This window comes from Cryobacterium sp. TMT2-18-2 (genome assembly GCF_004402245.1).
Classification (GTDB): Bacteria; Actinomycetota; Actinomycetes; order Actinomycetales; family Microbacteriaceae; genus Cryobacterium; species Cryobacterium sandaracinum.
On the sequence record NZ_SOFU01000010.1, the window covers coordinates 31,524 to 48,246 of the forward strand.

Here is a 16,723-nt window from a genome sequence, read left to right on the forward strand (position 1 = left end):
GTCAGTGCTTTACCAGGCGTTCGTACCAGGCCAGCGCGGACTGGTCGGTCAGGCTGGCGACCTGGTCGACGACGACGCGTTTGCGGGCTGCGGCGTCGGCGGCCGCGTGCCAGTCCTCCCGGTATCCCGCGTCCAGGTGTTCGTCCCCCGTCGCGTGCAGCGTGCGCGCCAACAGGGTGAGCACCTGCCTCTGCTCCACGTAGATGGGCTTGCGGGTCTGTCGCGTCATCACGAAGGTCGCCACGATGCCCTTGAGCACGGCGATCTCCGCCTCGACCTCCCGCGGCACGACCACGTGGGCGCCGAACCGAATCAGGTCGCCTCCCGGGTTGGCGTCGCGGGTGGCGCGCACGGCGGCACCGCTGAAGCGGCCGATCAGCTGGCTGGTCAGGTTCTTCAGCAGGCCCTGGTCGCGGCGGCTGCCCGACCACGTCTCAAGCCAGGCGTTGAGCGAGTCGAGCCGGTCGAAGGCGTCGGCCAGGTCCCCCTCGGAGAGACCATCGCCGGTCCACTCGGTCATCGTGGCCAGAAGCGACTCGTGGTTGGTCCGGCTGCCGAGCTGGCCGACGTCGATGTAGCCGTTGACGACGGCGTCCTCGAAGTCGTGCACGGAATACGCGATGTCGTCGGAGAGGTCCATCACCTGCGCCTCGATGCAGCGCCGGCGCTCCGCGGCGCCGGAGCGCATCCACTCGAAGGCCTCCCTGTCATCCGGGTAGAAGCCGTACTTGGCGCGGCCGCTGGGATCGGCGACCGACGAGTCGGCCGGCCAGGGGTATTTGCAGCTCGCGTCGAGGCTCGCCCGGGTGAGATTGAGCCCATAGCTGCGGCCGTCGCGGCCGAAGACCTTGGGTTCGAGTCGGGTGAGCAGGCGGAGCGTCTGGGCATTGCCCTCGAAGCCGCCGATGTCCGCGGACCAGGTGTTGAGGGCCTTCTCGCCGTTGTGGCCGAAGGGCGGATGGCCGATGTCGTGCGCCAGGCAGGCGGTGTCGACGATGTCCGGGTCAAGGCCCAGCCGCAGAGCGAGTTCGCGCCCGACCTGGGCGACCTCAAGAGAATGGGTGAGTCGGTTGCGCGCGAAATCGAGGCCGGCGGCCGGGCTCAGCACCTGGGTCTTCGCTGCCAACCGGCGCAGTGCGCTCGAGTGCAAAAGCCGGGCCCGGTCGCGAGCGAAATCGCTGCGCCGGGAGCCGTGCTCCTCAGGCAGCCAGCGTTCCTCGTCGTGCCTGCTGTATCCGGTCTCGTTAGCCACCGCTTGTGTCCCCTTCACCTTCGGTCAGATTGGCGCGCTCCGCCGACACAAGCTCCTGGGAGTCGAGCCAGTGTTCAGGCAGTGAGGTTTTCTTCGGGCTGCCGGCCCGACCCCGGGGTCCCTCGGCGCCCTCGCCGGGATAGTCCTGATCGCCGTCGAGGGTGCCCAGCAGATCGTCGAGCTGCGCGAGCGAGACGACCGAGGCCAGGCTCGCCCGCAGGTCGCCGCCGACCGGGTAGCCTTTGAAATACCAGGCCACATGCTTACGGATGTCCCGACAGGCCCGCTCCTCGCTCTCGAAGAACTCGGTCAGGAGCACCGCGTGGCGGCGAAAGGCGTCGGCGACCTGGCCCAGGTTGGGCTGGATCCTGGCAGCCGGCGCGCCGGACTCGCCGCCGCGGAAGGCCGCGGCGAGGTCACCGAACAGCCAGGGGCGGCCCAAGCAGCCGCGCCCGACGACGACGCCGTCGCAGCCGGTCTCCGCGACCATGCGCAGGGCGTCCTCGGCGGACCAGATGTCGCCGTTGCCGAGCACGGGCACGCTGGTGACGGTTCTCTTGAGGGTCGCGATGGCAGACCAGTCGGCCTGGCCGGAGTAGTGCTCGGCTGCCGTTCGGGCATGCAGGGCGATGGCCGCGACACCGGCGCCCTCGGCCGCTTTGCCGGCCTCCAGATAGGTCAAATGGTCGGAGTCGATGCCCTTGCGCATCTTGACGGTAACCGGCACGTCACCGGCCGCGGTGACGGCACCCTCGACGATCTGGCGGAAGAGCCCGAGCTTCCAGGGCAGGGCGGCGCCGCCGCCCTTGCGGGTGACCTTGGGAACCGGGCAGCCGAAGTTGAGGTCGATGTGGTCGGCCCGGTCCTCGGCCACAAGCAGGGTGACTGCCTCGGCGACAGTCTTCGGGTCCACGCCGTACAGCTGGATTGAGCGGATTTTTTCGCTCGCGTGATGGTTGATCAGCCGCATCGACTCCGGCGTGCGTTCGACCAGCGCACGGGAGGTTATCATCTCGCTGACATAGAGGCCTGCGCCGTATTCACGGCACAGACGACGGAACGCCGTGTTGGTAATCCCGGCCATGGGAGCGAGAACGACGGGCACGTCGAGCGTGAGCGGGCCGATCGTGAGGTTCGCCGGGCTGGTCTGGGTTACGGAAGTCATCCGTTCAATTCTCCCCCACGCCGGGACGCCTACCTGACGACCCGGCTAGACGCCGCAGGAACCGCCGCCGCAGCATCCGCCGGCCGCGGTCTGGCCGAGAAGTTCGATCGTGGGAACGGACTCGGCCTCGGCGAGGGCGACCGGGGTGGTGGTGTCGGGTGCGTCGCTCATGTGTTCTTCTCCTCGGATTTTTCGGTCTGCGCCTGGCGGAGGGCCTGGGCGAAGGTGTCGGGGTCCTGGGCACCGGAGATCCCGTATTTGCCGTCGATGACGAAGAAGGGCACCCCCTGGATGCCGTAGGCGTTGGCCTGAGCGACGTCGGCCTTGACATCCGCGAGGAAGTCGTGGGCGGTCAGGGCGCGGATAACGTCGTCACGGTCCAGGCCGATTTCGGTGGCGAGGTCTGCGAGGTCGCCGATCCGGCCGACGTGGCGGCCGTCGACGAAATAGGCCTTCAACAGTCGTTCCTTCATGTCAAGCTGGCGGCCGTGCGCCTTCGCGTAGTGCAGCAGCTCGTGCGAGATGACAGTGTTGGTCTGATGCACGGAGTCGTAGTCGTAGTGCAGCCCGACGCTCTCGGCAATGCCGGTGACGCGCTCGAGCATCTGCTCGACCTCGGCGACCGGCAGGCCCTTGCGCTGGCTGAGGTAGTCGACGGGGCTGCCGTCGAAGTCGACCGGGGTATCCGGGGCGAGTTCAAAGCTGTGATATTCAACCTCGACGTTCCCGTCGAACAGGGCCGCCCCGGCCTCGAACTTGCGCTTTCCGATGTAGCACCAGGGGCACTGAACGTCGGACCAGATGTCTACTTTGATGGTTTCACTCACTGTGGGGTCAACCGATGGTGCCCCACGTTGTATTCCCGGCCTAGACGGTCGGTGCGTCCACGGCGCCGCCGTAGCGGCGGTTACGGGCTGCGTAGAGCTCGATTGCCCGCCACAGGTCTTCACGGCCGAAGTCCGGCCAGAGAGTGTCCAAAAACACCATCTCCGCGTAGGCGCTCTGCCAGAGCAGGAAGTTGCTGGTGCGCTGCTCCCCCGAACTACGCACGAACAGGTCAACGTCGGGGAGGTCCGCGGTGTACAGATACCGCTGGATCGATTTCTCGGTGATCCCGGCGGGCTTCAACCTGCCTGCGGCCACGTCCTCAGCCAGCGCGCGCACGGCATCCGCGATCTCGGTGCGCCCGCCGTAGTTCACGCACATGGTGAGGGTGAGCACGTCGTTTCCGGTGGTCAGCCGTTCGGCGAACTGCAGTTCCTTGATGACGGATGCCCACAGCCGGGGCTTGCGTCCGGCCCACCGCACGCGCACCCCCCATTCGTTGAGCTGATCGCGCCGGCGGTGCAGAACGTCCCGGTTGAATCCCATCAGGAAGCGAACCTCGTCGGGTGACCGCTTCCAGTTCTCGGTGGAGAACGCGTAGACGCTCAGGTGTTTGACGCCGATCTGGATGGCCCCGGCGACGACGTCGAGAAGCGCGGCCTCCCCCGCCTTGTGGCCTTCCACCCGAGGCAGCCCGCGCGCGTTCGCCCACCGGCCGTTGCCGTCCATCACGACCGCCACGTGCTCGGGAACGGCCTTCGTCGGCAGGGCGGGCGGGTACAGGCCCGTCCAGTCCAAGGGTTTGAACGGCACCGCATCCTTGTGGGTCAGGGGCTTCTGGCCGAAGGGATTGAGGAAGGGCGCAGGGGTCATCGACTCACGTGTTCCAACGATCGAAGGCCGCGTCCGAGGTGCCACTGAGTGTAGGCGGCGACGACCCCGGTGGCCTGGGCTCTGGTTTGGGGCGGGGTGGATTTGGTGTGCTCCCAGTCGCCGGTCAGGAGGGAGCCGAGCAGGGTGATGGTGGCCGGATCGAGCCTCGGCGAACCAGGCGCTGCGCAATCGTCGCAGACGATCCCGCCAGCCTGCACAACCATCGCGGAGTGGGATCCCCGGGCTCCGCACCGTGCGCAGTCCTGGAAACTGGGTGCCCAGCCGGCCATCGACAGTGCTCGGAGCAGATAGGAGTCCAGGGTGAGGCCCGCGCCGTGCTCACGGCGGGAGAGCGACCGGAGGGCACCCACGAGCAGCAGGTATTGCTGCAGCGAACCCTCCGCCTCGGTGAGTTTGTCGGCGGTTTCGACCATGGCGCTGGCCGCCGTGTAGCTCGGGTAGTCGGCCGTGATCAGGGCTCCGTAAGAAGCGATGGACTCCGCCTGCGTGATGACGTCGAGGCTCCGCCCCTCCCAGAGCTGCACGTCGGCGACCATGAACGGTTCGAGCCGGGCCCCGAATTTCGACGCGGTGCGGCGCACACCCTTGGCGACCGCGCGCACCTTCCCGTGCTGGCGCGTGAGCATGGTGACGATGCGGTCGGCTTCGCCCAGTTTCTGGGTGCGCAGCACGACGACATCATCACGGTAGACAGGCACCCTTGGATTCTCCCACCTGGCGGGAGCGCGGGGTCGTCAAGCGCGCCGATACCCACCGTTTCAGTGGTTTCATTAGGGGTGCCCTCCACCTCATTCTTCATTCCGCTCTGGCTCGACCTCACGGCCGTGGCCATCGGCGCCGTGCAGGGCGCCATGTTCGCCGGCCGTTTCACCGACCGCCGCTTCGACCTGCTCGGCATCGCGCTGATCGGCGTCACCGTGGGGCTCGGCGGCGGTTTGCTCCGCGATATCCTGCTGGGCGGCGTGCCGGCCGCGCTGCAGAGCAACTGGTACCTGCCGGTGTGCGCGGGGGCGGCTCTGCTCGGCATGCTGCTGCAGAGCCTGTTCAACCGGCTCGGCCCGTTCATCATCGCCCTCGACGCCGTGACCATCGGGCTGTTCGGCGCCCTCGGCACGAGCAAGGCACTCGCCGTCGGCCTGCCGGAGATCCCCGCCCTGTTCGTCGGGGTCGTCACGGCGGTGGGTGGGTCGGCCCTGCGGGACATGATGTTGAACGTGCCGATCGCCGTAATGCATGTCGGTTCGTTCTACGCCGTCGCGGCCGGGGTCGGCAGCGGCCTGCTCGTGGTGCTCTTCATGCTGCAGGTGCCCATCACCATCGCCGGGATCGCCTGCGTCGTGGTGACGACGGTCATCCGGATCCTCGCCGCGCGGTACGGCTGGAGCCTGCCGCAGCAGCGCGCGATCGGCAGTTGGCCCCGGTGGCGGCGCGACAATATCGTCGCCTTCCGGCGGCGCAGGAACCGCGGGGACTGAGGCACCGAACGGGCCCGAAACTGGTCCACAAACGACGGATTCCGCTCTCGCCTTTCATTGCCTCCCGGGTCAGACTGGTGAGAAGTTTTCACGTCGTTTGGAGGAACCTCATGAACATGATGAAGGGCACCGTGCCCGATTCGATGCCGGATTTGGTGCCGGTCCTGTCCCGAGGCAAGCACAGAAACCCGCGTTCCGGCGCCTGTTTCATGGAGTTCGCCTCCTATCTCGCCGGAGAGGCCTGGAGTGACCACCCGGCCTGCACTCATCCGTTACTCGCCTCCGCCGCTCGGATGGTGAACGACTGCACGTCGGACACTGCCCGGGCCCGCCTGGTCCCGCTGATCCCGTCGGTGATCGGTTTGCGCGGGGACAACGCACGGGTGCGCCTGCTGATCGCTCTGCGGGCGGCCACATCCGCCCTCCCGGTCACGAGTGCGGACCACCAACGGGCTCTTGCCGTGGGGATCCTCAACTGCGAACGGCACCTGACCGAGGCCAGCGGCACCATTCCCGACGACGTCGCCCTGCGCATCCGCAATTCGTTTGACGCGGCACCGGAGACCGAACGGTGGGCCCGAGAATTCATCGCCTCGATGGGATCCTGGTCTCGGAGCAAGTTCACGGACCGCACGGCGGAGACCATCATCCGGGTGTCCGTGCAGGGCGTCGCGGAAGCGTGCGTTCCCGACCCGGACGGTCAGCTCTACGACCTGCTCGCCGGCGCGATCGACGACTGCACGATGGTGTTGACCCCCGCGGTCAAGCCACGCGCTGCCAGGGTGACTGCCGACCCGACTCACGTCACTCCGACGCACCGGACGAAGACGAAGGACACGGCGCGGGTCTAGGGCCGGTTTGACAGCACGCAGCCGGGAATCGACGCTCCGGCCGAGCGCCCTCCTCCCCGGGGAAGGCACTCGGCCGGGCTGACGATTCTCTGCTCACGCGCCGACGGAGTCCACGTGCCGGCCGAGGCTACCCGAGGTCAGACGGTCGCGTCCGCCAGAGACCGCTTGCCGGCCTCGGCGCGGATGCCGCGGTTGACCGCCGACACCACCGACTTGAGCGAGGCGGTCGAGATGTCCGCGTCGATGCCGACGCCCCAGAACCGCGTGCCGTTGACGTCGAGTTCGACGTAGGCCGCGGCGAGGGCGTCGCCGCCAGCCGACATGGCGTGCTCGACGAAGTCGTAGAGGGTGATGGCGATGCCGCGTTCGGCCATCACGCCGAGGAACGCCGCGATCGGGCCGTTGCCCGCGCCGACGGCGCTGGACACGGTCGTGTCGTCGCGCAGGTCGACGGACAGTTCGACCGAACCGGAGAGGTCGCTCGAGGTGCGCGTGGCGTGCAGCTCGAATCGACCCCACTTGGCGTCGGGCGTGGTGTGGCTGGCCGGTAGGTACTCGTCGTTGAAGATTTCCCAGATCTGCTCACTGGTGACCTCGCCGCCCTCCTGGTCGGTCTTGGACTGCACGACGCCGGAGAATTCGATCTGCAGCTTGCGCGGCAGGTCCAGGGCGTGGTCGGTCTTGAGCAGGTAGGCCACGCCGCCCTTGCCGGACTGGGAGTTGACCCGGATCACGGCTTCGTAGCTGCGTCCGAGGTCCTTCGGGTCGATCGGCAGGTACGGGACCGCCCAGAGCAGGTCGTCGACGCCGCAGTCCTGCGTGGCGGCATCCACTGCCATGGCCTCGAAGCCCTTCTTGATGGCGTCCTGGTGCGAGCCGCTGAACGCGGTGAAGACCAGGTCGCCGGCCCAGGGACTGCGCTCGGGCACGGGCAGCTGGTTGCAGTACTCCGCGGTGCGCTTGACCTCGTCGATGTTGCTGAAGTCGATCTGCGGGTCGATGCCCTGGGTGAACAGGTTGACGCCCAACGCCACCAGGTCGACGTTGCCGGTGCGCTCCCCGTTGCCGAACAGACAGCCTTCGATGCGGTCGGCGCCGGCCAGGTAACCCAGTTCCGCGGCCGCGATGGCTGTGCCGCGGTCGTTGTGCGGGTGCAGGGAGATGAGCACGTTCTCGCGGTGGGCGAGGTGGCGGGACATCCACTCGATGGAGTCGGCATAGACGTTGGGTGTGGCCATCTCGACGGTCGCGGGCAGATTGATGATGACCTTGCGCTCCGGCGTAGGCTCGAGGACCTCCAGTACCTGGTTGCAGACGTCGACGGCGAATCCCAGCTCGGTACCGGTGTAACTCTCCGGGGAGTACTCGTAGTAGACCATGGTGCCGGGGACGGATGCCTCGGCGGCGCGGCAGAGACGCGCGCCGGCCAACGCGATGTCGACAATGCCCTGCTTGTCTTCGCGGAACACGACCTTGCGTTGCAGCACGCTGGTGGAGTTGTAGAGGTGGACGATGGCCTGCCTGGCGCCCGCGATCGACTCGTAGGTGCGCCGGATCAGGTGCTCGCGCGCCTGGGTGAGCACCTGGATGGTCACGTCGTCTGGAATGGCATTTCCGTCGATCAGGCTGCGCACGAAGTCGAAGTCGGTCTGGCTGGCCGACGGGAAGCCGACCTCGATCTCCTTGTAGCCCATCCGCACGAGCATGTCGAACATGATGCGCTTGCGCTCCGGGCTCATCGGATCGATCAGCGCCTGGTTGCCATCCCGCAGGTCGACGGCGCACCAGCGCGGGGCCGCAGTGATGTGCTTGTCCGGCCAGGTGCGGTCGGGCAACTCGATCGTGAACTGCTCCTGATACGGGCGATACTTGTGGATCGGCATCTGGGATGCGGTCTGATTGTTTTTCATGATCTGGGATCTCCTCGCGAATGGTGGGTAGCCAACGACGAACTCCGCGACGAGGGAGGCCTCAGACTAGGACTCGTCGCGGCAGCGAAGAAGCAACTCACCGAAAAACATAAGAGCAGGCTACCACCCTCGGCTGCACCCTTGGCAGCGGATCGGGTCACGCCACCCGATCCGCTGCCGAGGATGCTGGCGGTTCGGGCTGCAGGCGGAACGACGGCTAGAAACCGAGGCGGCCCAGCTGTTTCGGGTCGCGCTGCCACTCCTTGGCGACCTTGACCCGGAGCGAGAGGAAGACCCGCTTTCCCACCAGCGGTTCGATCTGTTTGCGGGCGCGCACACCAACATCCTTCAACCGGCTGCCGGATTTGCCGATGATGATGCCCTTCTGGCTGTCGCGCTCGACGAACAGGTTCGCGTAGATCTCGACCAGTTCCTGGTCGTCGCGCTCGATGATGTCGTCAATGGTCACGGCGATCGAGTGCGGCAGTTCGTCGGTGACGCCCTCGAGCGCCGCCTCCCGGATGTACTCCGAGATGCGCGACTCGAGGCTCTCGTCGGTGACCGCGTCGGCCGGGTAGAGCGGGGCATCCGACAAGGGCAGCAGGCGCAGCAGCTCCGCGCTGAGGATATCGAGCTGGATGCGGCTGGTCGCCGAGATCGGCACGATCGCCTCCCAGTCGCGCAGCTGTGACACGGCGAGGAGCTGGTTGGCGACACTGGTCTTGGAGGACATGTCGATCTTGGTCACGATGGCCACCTTGCGGGCCCGCGGAAAGTTGTCCAGCTGCTCGTTGATGAACCGGTCGCCCGGGCCGATCGGCTCGTTGGCCGGAATGCAGAGGCCCACCACGTCCACGCCGGACAGCGTCGACTGCACGAGGCTGTTCAGTCGTTCGCCCAGCAGAGTGCGCGGCTTGTGGATACCCGGGGTGTCGACCAGAATCAGCTGGCCGTTCTTCTGGTGCACGATGCCGCGGATGGCGCGCCGGGTGGTCTGCGGCTTCGACGACGTGATCGCGACCTTCTCCCCGACCAGCGCGTTCGTCAGCGTGGACTTGCCCACGTTGGGGCGTCCCACGAACGACACGAACCCCGCTCGGAATCCTTCTACTTCAGTCATGACCGTTCACTCTCTCATCGTCCGACACTCCGAGGAATGCGTTCTGCGCGTCTATCAGCGCTTGATCTCGTTCAACCAGCACGGTGCTGATTCGTTTGCGGCGGCCCTCGGTGCGTTCGGCGGTGAGGACCAACCCGCTCGCCCTGGCGACCGAACCCGCCACAGGCAAGCGCCCGAGGGCCTTGGCCAGCAGGCCACCCACCGAATCGACCTCGTCGTCGTCCAGTTCCAGGTCGAACAGTTCGCCCAGCTCGTCGACCGGAAGCCGCGCGCTCACCCGAAAGCGACCGTCGCCGAGGACCTCGACCTCCACGACGTCGCGGTCGTACTCGTCGGAGATGTCTCCCACGAGTTCCTCGATCAGGTCTTCCAGGGTGACCAGTCCGGCGATTCCACCATACTCGTCGACCACCATCGCGAGGTGATTTGACTCGAGCTGCATCTGGCGGAGCAGCGCGTCGGCTTTCTTCGACTCGGGCACGAAGACGGCAGGTCGCTCGAGCTCCCGCACCGTGAGGCTCTCCACATTCGGCGGCCGCTCGTAAACGAGCCGAGCCACATCGCGCAGGTACAGGATGCCCGTGACGTCATCCACTTCGCCGTCGATGACCGGAACCCGGGAGAATCCCTTACTCAGGAACAGGCCCATCGCCGCGCCGATCGATGAGTCCGCTTCGATGGTGACCATGTCGGTGCGCGGAATCATCACCTCGCGCACGACGGTCTCGTTGAACTCGAAGATCGAGTGGATCAGTTCCCGGTCGTCCTCCTCGAGGACGTCGAGCTCGGTGGCCTCGTCGACCATGCTGAGCAGCTGGTCCTCCGACGTGAACGTGGCCAGCCGGGTGCGCCCGGGGGTGACCCGGTTGCCGAGGGCGACAAGCGCGTTGGCGATGGGGCCGAGGAGCACTCGGAGGAAGTGCACCAGCGGGGCGATCGCGGAGAGCAACTCCACGGGGTGGGCCCGGCCCACGCTGCGCGGGCTGGCGCCGACGAGCACGAAGGAGACCGCGGTCATCAGCAGGGACGACAGCAGCAGTGCCAGCCACAGCTCCTCGATCGTGGTCGCGAAGACGAGGGTCACCAGCACGGCCGCCGTGGTCTCGGCGATGATCCGTACAAAACTGATCGTGTTCAGGTGCGCCCCGGTGTCGGCGGCGATCGCCGTCAAAGGGCGCTTGGCACGGGACTTCTCGGCCAGGTCGAGAATGTCGGCCCGGGATTGGCTCGTGACGGCGGAGTCCACCGCGGCCATCAGGCCGCCGAAGGCGACCAACAGGATGGCCGCCGTGAGAAACCACCCGATCATCGGTCGCGGAGGCGTTCCTGCAGGGCGAAGCCGATCAGGATGTCTCGCTGGATGCCGAACATTTCCTTCTCCTCGGCGGGTTCCACGTGGTCGAATCCGAGCAGGTGCAGCACGCCGTGCGTGGTGAGCAGCAGGAGTTCCTCGAGGGTGCTGTGCCCGGCTGTCTCGGCCTGGCCCTGGGCCACCTGCGGGCAGAGCACGATGTCGCCGAGCAGCCCCGGCGGGGTCTCGGCGTCTTCGGTGCCTGGGCGCAACTCGTCCATCGGGAAGCTGAGCACGTCGGTGGGGCCCGGCTCATCCATCCATTGCACGTGCAGCTGCTCCATCGCACCCTCGTCGACGAGGACGATCGCCAGTTCGGCGTCAGAGTGCACGTGCATGGAGTCCAGAGCGTAGGCGGCCAGACGCAGGATGGCGGCCTCATCGACCGGGATAGTCGATTCGTTGTTGATTTCGATGCTCAAGAGGATCTCCGTTTCGGAAGGCGGTCGCGGGGAGTGCTGGGGCGGCCGGGTCCGCGACCTGCGAATTCCCGCGCCTGATCGCTTTCGTAGCGCTCGGCCTGCTTCTGCGCGTCGTACGCGGTCCAGGCGTCGACGATCCGGCCGACCAGCGAGTGCCGCACGACGTCGGCACTGGTCAGACGTACGAAACGGATGTCGTCGACCCCGTGGAGCACCCGGCTCACCAAGCGCAGCCCGCTCGAGCCCGCCGGCAGATCAATCTGGGTGATGTCCCCGGTCACGACCATTTTCGAGCCGAACCCCAACCGGGTGAGGAACATCTTCATCTGTTCGGGGGTGGTGTTCTGCGCCTCATCGAGCACGACAAAGGAGGAGTTGAGCGTGCGGCCGCGCATATAGGCGAGCGGGGCCACCTCGATGGTTCCGGCTGCGAGCAGTTTGGGCACGAGTTCCGGGTCCATCATCTCGTTCAGGGCGTCGTACAGGGGGCGCAGATACGGGTCGATCTTCTCGGTGAGGCTGCCCGGCAGGAAGCCGAGTCGTTCCCCGGCCTCGACGGCCGGGCGGGTGAGGATGATCCGTTCGACCTCCTTGCGCTGCAGCGCCTGCACGGCCTTGGCCATTGCGAGGTAGGTCTTGCCGGTTCCGGCCGGCCCGATCCCGAACACGATGGTGTCGGTGTCGATGGCGTCCACGTATTCCTTCTGTCCGATGGTCTTGGGGCGGATGCTCTTGCCGCGGGAGCTGAGGATGGCCGGGCCCAGACGTTCGGAAGGGCTCGTGGAGCTGTCCTCGTCGAGCATCCGTGAGGAGGTGCTCACCTCGGATTCGACGAGGTCACGCCCGCCGCGCACCATGAGCAGGAGCTCCTCGATCAGGCGACGCGCCGCCTCGACATGCGCGGTCTCACCGATCAGGGTCACCTCGTTGCCGCGCACGTGCACGCTGACGCGGGGGTGTTCCTTCTCGACGGCGGCGAGCAGACGGTCGTCGGCGCCGAGCAGGCGCACCATGGCGATGCCGTCGACCGTGATGTGCACCTCGGCCTGGCCGGGCCCGGGCTCACCGGAAACCAAGCGTTCCCTCCCCGAGGGTTCCGCCGGCGGCCTGCGGGGCGAGCAGGTGTGCGTGGACGTGGAAAACGGTCTGCCCGACGCTGGCACCGGTGTTGAACACGAGCCGGAACTGGCCGTTGGACAGCCGGGCCGCCACAGCGTCCGCCACCTCGATGAGTTCGGTCAGCAGCCCGGGGTCTCCGGCCGCGAGCTCGACCACGTTGCTGTACTCGGAGGTTTTCGGCGTGATGACGACATGCACGGGCGCCTGCGGGGCGATGTCGGTGAAGGCGATGATCCGTTCGGTTTCGGCGACGATGGTCGCCGGGATCTCGCGCGCGGCGATGCGAGTGAAGATGGACGGTTCTTGGCCGGTGGAAGACATATCTCTATCTTAAGCTCACGCGCTACCAGCGGCCGAGCGTCACGTTCAGGATGGAGAGAGCGGCCGGGCCGGCGGTGGAGGTGCGCAGCACATTGTCGCCCAGGCGCACCCGGGTGGCGCCTGCCTGCTCGAGCAGGGTCAGCTCGGCCGGGGAGATGCCGCCCTCGGGTCCGACGACGAGCAGGATATCCCGGTCGTCGGTCGGCGCCGCCTGCGAGGTCAGCCGTTCGCTCGCCGTGGGCTCCAGCAGCAGCATCCGGGTGGTGCCAGCCAGCTCGGCCAGCATTTTGGTGCTCGCCAGTGCCCCGACCGTGGGCAGCCACGCGCGAATCGACTGTTTCGAGGCCTCGCGCACAATGCTGGACCAGCGATCCTGGCCCTTCTTGATTTTCGCACCCTCCCAGCGCGTCACGGAGCGGGATGCGGCCCACGGGATCACCCCGTCGATGCCGAGCTCCGTGGCCGCCTGCACGGCCAGTTCGTCCCGGTCTCCCTTGGCGAGAGCCTGGACCAGACGGATGCGCGGCGTCAGCAGCGCGCTCACGGTCACCGTCTCGACGCGCAGGGTCAGCAGCCTCGCATCTGCGTCAACAACGGTGGCGGCCAGCATGAGCCCGGCCCCGTTCCCGATCTGCAGGTGCTCGCCCGGGCGCATCCGGCTGACGGTGACCGCGTGCCGGGCCTCCGCGCCGCCGATGCCGACGACCGCCCCCGGCACGCACTCGGCGACGTGGAGCGCCTCATCGATGAAGAAGTGTGCCATCGACGCCTAGCCGCGAAACCGATCGCGCAGCTTGGCGAAAAGTCCCTGCTGGAAGGCGCTGAGGGCAGGAGCCGGCGCCTTGTGGCGGGCCGCAAAGGCCTCAATCAGCTCCCGCTCCTTGTGGTCGAGACGGGTCGGCGTGACCACGTGCACGACGACCTTCAGGTCGCCCCGTCCGTTCCCGCGCAGGCGGCTGACGCCGCGGTCCTTGACCGTGATGATCTCGGCGCTCTGCGTGCCCGGCCTAAGCTCGACCTCGATGTCGCCGTCGAGCGCCTTGACGGTCGCGGACCTGCCGAGGATGGCATCCGTCATCGGCACCTCGAGGGTGCAGAGCAGGTCGTCGCCGTCACGGCTGAACACGTCGTGGTGGCGCACCTTCATCTCGAGGTAGAGGTCCCCGTTGGGACCGCCGGCCGGACCGGCCTCGCCGCTGCCGGGCATCTGCAGGCGCAGGCCCGTGTCGACCCCCGCCGGGATGTCGACGGGGACCGTGCGACGCGCTCGCACACGGCCCTGGCCCTGGCAGGTGACGCAGGGAGTGGCAATGATCGTACCGTAGCCGCGGCAGGAACCGCAGGGGCTGCTCGTCATGACATTGCCGAGCAGCGACCGCACGGCGCGCTGGATGGTGCCGGTGCCGTGGCAGATGTCGCAGGTGACGGGCGCGGTGCCCGGCTGGCAGCACGTGCCGTCGCAGGTCGCGCACATGATGGCCGTGTCGACCTCGAGCTCCCGGTGCGTGCCGAAGATGATCTCATCGAGGTCGAGGTCGACCCGGATCAGGGCGTCCTGGCCGCGCTCTCGGCGCGACCGAGGCCCGCGGCTGGACCCCCCGCCGCCGAAGAAGGTCTCGAAGATGTCGCCGAAGTTGCCGAAGTTGCCGTCGAAACCGGCAGCTCCGCCGCCCGAGCGGCCGTTGCCGCCACGGTCGTAGTTGTCGCGTTGCTTGACGTCGCTGAGCACGTCGTAGGCGTGCGTGACGGATTTGAAACGCTCGGATGCATCCGCGCCCGGGTTCACGTCGGGGTGCAGCTGCCGGGCCAGCCTGCGGTAGGCCTTCTTGATCTCGTCGGTCGAGGCGTCGCGGGCGACGCCGAGTACTTCGTAATGGTCAGCCAAAGCTGGCTCTCCTAGGTCTGTTCTGAAATGTGGTGTCCCGCCGGTTTCTGGGCCGAGGGGAACTGGTCAATTCTCGCCGAGAAGGCGTGAAAGGTAGCGGGCGACCGCGCGGACGGCCGCCATGTTGTTCGAGTAGTCCATCCGAGTGGGGCCGAGCACGCCGAGGCGCGCCAGGTTGCCGCCCTGCGAGGAGTAGCCGCTGGTGAGAACGGACGTCTCGGCCAGACCGAACGGGGCATTCTCCCGGCCGATACTGACGGACACGCCGTGCTGGTCGGAGGCCATCTCGCCGAACAGCCGCAGAAGCACGACCTGTTCCTCAATGGCCTCGAGCACCGGGAAAATGCTGCCGGTGAAGTCTTCCTCAGTGCGCACGAGGTTGGCGGCGCCGGCCATCACGAGCCGGTCCTGCCTGTTCGCGCCGACCTGGTCGCGCAGGGTGCCGGTGATCAGATCCACCGCCTCCTGTTGCTCGAGCGGGCCGAGGCCGGAGCCGGCGGTGAGGGAGCTGCCGGTGAGGGTGCTGGCGGCCTCGCTCATGCCGAGCCCGACCAGGGCAGAATTCAACCGGGTGCGCAGGTCGATCAGAACGGGTTCAGCCAGTGGCCGGGGCAGGTCGACGACGCGTTGCTCGACCCGTCCGGCATCCGTGATCAGAACCGACAGGAGGCGAGTCTCGGACAGGGGCACCAGTTCGATGTGGCGCACCTTCGCGCGGGACAGCGACGGATACTGCACCAGGGCGACCTGATGGGTGAGCTGCGAGAGCAGCCGCACGCTGCGGGCCAGCACCTCGTCGAGGTCGGCCGACTGACCGAGGAACGTCTCGATGGCTTGGCGCTGCGCCGCCGAGAGCGGGCGCAGATCGGCGAGGTGGTCGACGAACAGGCGGTAGCCCTTGTCGGTGGGGATGCGGCCCGACGAGGTGTGCGGAGCCGCGATCAACTCTTCCTCTTCGAGCAGGGCCATGTCGTTGCGGATCGTGGCCGCCGACACCCCGAAGGAATGCCGGTCGACGATAGATTTAGAACCGACGGGTTCGCGGGAGGCGACGTAGTCCTGAACGATCACACGCAGGACTTCGAGACTGCGATCGGACACCATGGCGCTCGCCTCCTCCCAGCGTCGCGAGTGCAGCACCGATTGGCACTCGCGGTATGTGACTGCCAATCATACCGCGACCGGCTGGGCTTACCCATTGCTCCCCAATGTTGGGGCGCAGTAACTTAGGCATGTAGCACCTCTTCCCCGGTGCACTGAAAGGCATGATCATGAGTAATTTCACTGGTCCCGGACCCGATGATCCGTACCAGGGCCAACGGCCACCGCAACCGCCCTACCAGCCTGCCGCCCCCGGACCGTCGGCACCCCTGACGCAGGCGGATGACCGCCAGTGGGCGTCCCTCGCTCATCTGGGCGGGATCCTCATGTTCGTGCCGTCCCTGGTGCTGTGGCTGCTGTTCAAGGACCGCGGACCTCTGACCAGCGTCGAGGCGAAGGAAGCGATCAACTTTCAGATCACGCTTCTGATCGGCTATTTCGCGATCAACTTTTTTGCGACGGTCATCGGCTTCCTCACGTTCGGCATCGGCGGCGTCATCGGCGGTCTCGCCTGGGTGCTGTACATCCTCGGTGTTGTCTTCTCGGTGCTCGGCTACCTCCAGGCGAAGGACGGCCACCACTACCGGTACCCGTTCGCTGTGCGCCTGATCAAGTAGCCCGGCGCACTCGGTTTTTCTTTAGAAGGAGCACCAATGACCAATTCCACCCCACCGCCGCCCGCCAACCCGTACCAGGCTCCCACCCCGATGAACCCGGCCGACGAAAAACTGTGGGCCACCCTCGTGCACGTCGGCGGCATTCTGTTCTATTTCGTGCCGGCTCTGATCGGCTACATCGTGCTCAAGGACCGCGGCCCGTTCATCCGGGCGCACACTGCGACCGCACTGAACTTCCAGCTCACGCTCCTGATCGCCTACGCGGTCGGCGGCGCCCTGACGATCATCCTCGTCGGCTACCTCGTACTCCTGGCTGCCTTCGTTCTGATGGTCGTGTTCGGCATCATGGCCGCTTTAGCCGCGAACCGGGGGGAGTACTACACGTATCCGCTGTCGATCAAGTTCGTGAACTGAG

Annotated in this window: 19 protein-coding genes; 4 read left to right on the forward strand and 15 right to left on the reverse strand. The window is 67.0% G+C overall.

The features are described 5' to 3' along the window. Position 1 precedes the first annotated feature (1 nt). From E3O22_RS02950 to recO, 6 genes are read right to left on the reverse strand one after another with little or no spacing between them, the layout of a single operon-like run. Positions 2-1,252, reverse strand: a complete 1,251-nt coding sequence (locus E3O22_RS02950) for a deoxyguanosinetriphosphate triphosphohydrolase (RefSeq protein ID WP_241973424.1) — start codon at positions 1,250-1,252, stop codon at positions 2-4. Next, a complete protein-coding gene (gene dusB, locus E3O22_RS02955) occupies positions 1,245-2,417 on the reverse strand; it encodes a tRNA dihydrouridine synthase DusB (protein ID WP_134394124.1) in 1,173 nt (390 codons plus the stop codon). The genes E3O22_RS02950 and dusB overlap by 8 nt, the downstream gene beginning before the upstream one ends. Before the next feature lie 45 nt (positions 2,418-2,462). Then, a complete protein-coding gene (locus E3O22_RS16540; RefSeq protein WP_255570036.1) occupies positions 2,463-2,588 on the reverse strand; it encodes a hypothetical protein in 126 nt (41 codons plus the stop codon). Next, positions 2,585-3,244 (reverse strand): DsbA family protein, encoded by a 660-nt coding sequence (locus E3O22_RS02960; RefSeq protein WP_134394125.1) that lies wholly within the window; start codon positions 3,242-3,244, stop codon positions 2,585-2,587. The genes E3O22_RS16540 and E3O22_RS02960 overlap by 4 nt, the downstream gene beginning before the upstream one ends. 40 nt (positions 3,245-3,284) lie before the next feature. Further along, positions 3,285-4,115, reverse strand: coding sequence for an isoprenyl transferase (locus E3O22_RS02965; protein WP_134394126.1), 831 nt, complete (start codon positions 4,113-4,115; stop codon positions 3,285-3,287). Continuing rightward, positions 4,112-4,834, reverse strand: a complete 723-nt coding sequence (recO, locus tag E3O22_RS02970) for a DNA repair protein RecO (RefSeq protein WP_134394127.1) — start codon at positions 4,832-4,834, stop codon at positions 4,112-4,114. The genes E3O22_RS02965 and recO overlap by 4 nt, the downstream gene beginning before the upstream one ends. A gap of 78 nt (positions 4,835-4,912) precedes the next feature. Here recO and E3O22_RS02975 point away from each other — a divergent pair, with 78 nt between their 5' ends. Together E3O22_RS02975 and E3O22_RS02980 are read left to right on the forward strand one after the other, a co-directional pair. Then, complete coding sequence (locus E3O22_RS02975; RefSeq protein WP_241973425.1) at positions 4,913-5,611, forward strand: trimeric intracellular cation channel family protein; 699 nt, start codon at positions 4,913-4,915, stop codon at positions 5,609-5,611. 110 nt (positions 5,612-5,721) lie between these two features. Further along, entirely contained in the window at positions 5,722-6,462 is a 741-nt protein-coding gene (locus E3O22_RS02980; protein WP_174722036.1) for a hypothetical protein, read from the forward strand. 137 nt (positions 6,463-6,599) lie between these two features. Here E3O22_RS02980 and leuA read toward each other — a convergent pair whose 3' ends face one another. The 9 genes from leuA to hrcA form a co-directional block, all read right to left on the reverse strand. Next, the gene (gene leuA / locus E3O22_RS02985; RefSeq protein WP_134394128.1) at positions 6,600-8,372 is read right to left on the reverse strand and encodes a 2-isopropylmalate synthase; all 1,773 of its coding nucleotides are present in this window, start codon (positions 8,370-8,372) and stop codon (positions 6,600-6,602) included. Between the two features lie 217 nt (positions 8,373-8,589). After that, complete coding sequence (gene era / locus E3O22_RS02990) at positions 8,590-9,492, reverse strand: GTPase Era (RefSeq protein ID WP_104099992.1); 903 nt, start codon at positions 9,490-9,492, stop codon at positions 8,590-8,592. After that, the gene (locus tag E3O22_RS02995) at positions 9,485-10,801 is read right to left on the reverse strand and encodes a hemolysin family protein (RefSeq protein WP_134394129.1); all 1,317 of its coding nucleotides are present in this window, start codon (positions 10,799-10,801) and stop codon (positions 9,485-9,487) included. The genes era and E3O22_RS02995 overlap by 8 nt, the downstream gene beginning before the upstream one ends. Further along, positions 10,798-11,265: an rRNA maturation RNase YbeY gene (gene ybeY, locus E3O22_RS03000; protein ID WP_134394130.1), complete on the reverse strand. Its 468-nt coding sequence runs from the start codon at positions 11,263-11,265 to the stop codon at positions 10,798-10,800. The genes E3O22_RS02995 and ybeY overlap by 4 nt, the downstream gene beginning before the upstream one ends. Then, positions 11,262-12,278, reverse strand: coding sequence for a PhoH family protein (locus tag E3O22_RS03005; RefSeq protein ID WP_134394154.1), 1,017 nt, complete (start codon positions 12,276-12,278; stop codon positions 11,262-11,264). The genes ybeY and E3O22_RS03005 overlap by 4 nt, the downstream gene beginning before the upstream one ends. Before the next feature lie 49 nt (positions 12,279-12,327). Then, a complete protein-coding gene (locus E3O22_RS03010) occupies positions 12,328-12,705 on the reverse strand; it encodes an HIT domain-containing protein (RefSeq protein ID WP_134394131.1) in 378 nt (125 codons plus the stop codon). A gap of 22 nt (positions 12,706-12,727) precedes the next feature. Continuing rightward, positions 12,728-13,468, reverse strand: coding sequence for a 16S rRNA (uracil(1498)-N(3))-methyltransferase (locus tag E3O22_RS03015; RefSeq protein ID WP_134394132.1), 741 nt, complete (start codon positions 13,466-13,468; stop codon positions 12,728-12,730). Positions 13,469-13,474: 6 nt separating this feature from the next. Continuing rightward, the gene (gene dnaJ, locus E3O22_RS03020) at positions 13,475-14,590 is read right to left on the reverse strand and encodes a molecular chaperone DnaJ (RefSeq protein WP_134394133.1); all 1,116 of its coding nucleotides are present in this window, start codon (positions 14,588-14,590) and stop codon (positions 13,475-13,477) included. Between the two features lie 66 nt (positions 14,591-14,656). After that, positions 14,657-15,694 (reverse strand): heat-inducible transcriptional repressor HrcA, encoded by a 1,038-nt coding sequence (hrcA, locus tag E3O22_RS03025; protein ID WP_134394134.1) that lies wholly within the window; start codon positions 15,692-15,694, stop codon positions 14,657-14,659. Positions 15,695-15,861: 167 nt separating this feature from the next. On the opposite strand from hrcA, the gene E3O22_RS03030 reads away from it, so the two are divergent. Then, positions 15,862-16,308, forward strand: coding sequence for a DUF4870 domain-containing protein (locus tag E3O22_RS03030; protein ID WP_134394135.1), 447 nt, complete (start codon positions 15,862-15,864; stop codon positions 16,306-16,308). 36 nt (positions 16,309-16,344) lie between these two features. Continuing rightward, a complete protein-coding gene (locus E3O22_RS03035; RefSeq protein ID WP_241976493.1) occupies positions 16,345-16,722 on the forward strand; it encodes a DUF4870 domain-containing protein in 378 nt (125 codons plus the stop codon). Position 16,723: the final 1 nt, after the last annotated feature.

Coding starts and splice junctions, on each gene's coding strand:
- dusB (WP_134394124.1), bottom strand. CDS start 2,417: ATGACTTCCGTAACCCAGACCAGCCCGGCGAACCTCACGATCGGCCCG.
- E3O22_RS16540 (WP_255570036.1), bottom strand. CDS start 2,588: ATGAGCGACGCACCCGACACCACCACCCCGGTCGCCCTCGCCGAGGCC.
- E3O22_RS02965 (WP_134394126.1), bottom strand. CDS start 4,115: ATGACCCCTGCGCCCTTCCTCAATCCCTTCGGCCAGAAGCCCCTGACC.
- E3O22_RS02980 (WP_174722036.1), top strand. CDS start 5,722: ATGAACATGATGAAGGGCACCGTGCCCGATTCGATGCCGGATTTGGTG.
- leuA (WP_134394128.1), bottom strand. CDS start 8,372: ATGAAAAACAATCAGACCGCATCCCAGATGCCGATCCACAAGTATCGC.
- era (WP_104099992.1), bottom strand. CDS start 9,492: ATGACTGAAGTAGAAGGATTCCGAGCGGGGTTCGTGTCGTTCGTGGGA.
- E3O22_RS02995 (WP_134394129.1), bottom strand. CDS start 10,801: ATGATCGGGTGGTTTCTCACGGCGGCCATCCTGTTGGTCGCCTTCGGC.
- E3O22_RS03005 (WP_134394154.1), bottom strand. CDS start 12,278: ATGGTGCGCCTGCTCGGCGCCGACGACCGTCTGCTCGCCGCCGTCGAG.
- E3O22_RS03010 (WP_134394131.1), bottom strand. CDS start 12,705: ATGTCTTCCACCGGCCAAGAACCGTCCATCTTCACTCGCATCGCCGCG.
- E3O22_RS03015 (WP_134394132.1), bottom strand. CDS start 13,468: ATGGCACACTTCTTCATCGATGAGGCGCTCCACGTCGCCGAGTGCGTG.
- hrcA (WP_134394134.1), bottom strand. CDS start 15,694: ATGGTGTCCGATCGCAGTCTCGAAGTCCTGCGTGTGATCGTTCAGGAC.
- E3O22_RS03030 (WP_134394135.1), top strand. CDS start 15,862: ATGAGTAATTTCACTGGTCCCGGACCCGATGATCCGTACCAGGGCCAA.
- E3O22_RS03035 (WP_241976493.1), top strand. CDS start 16,345: ATGACCAATTCCACCCCACCGCCGCCCGCCAACCCGTACCAGGCTCCC.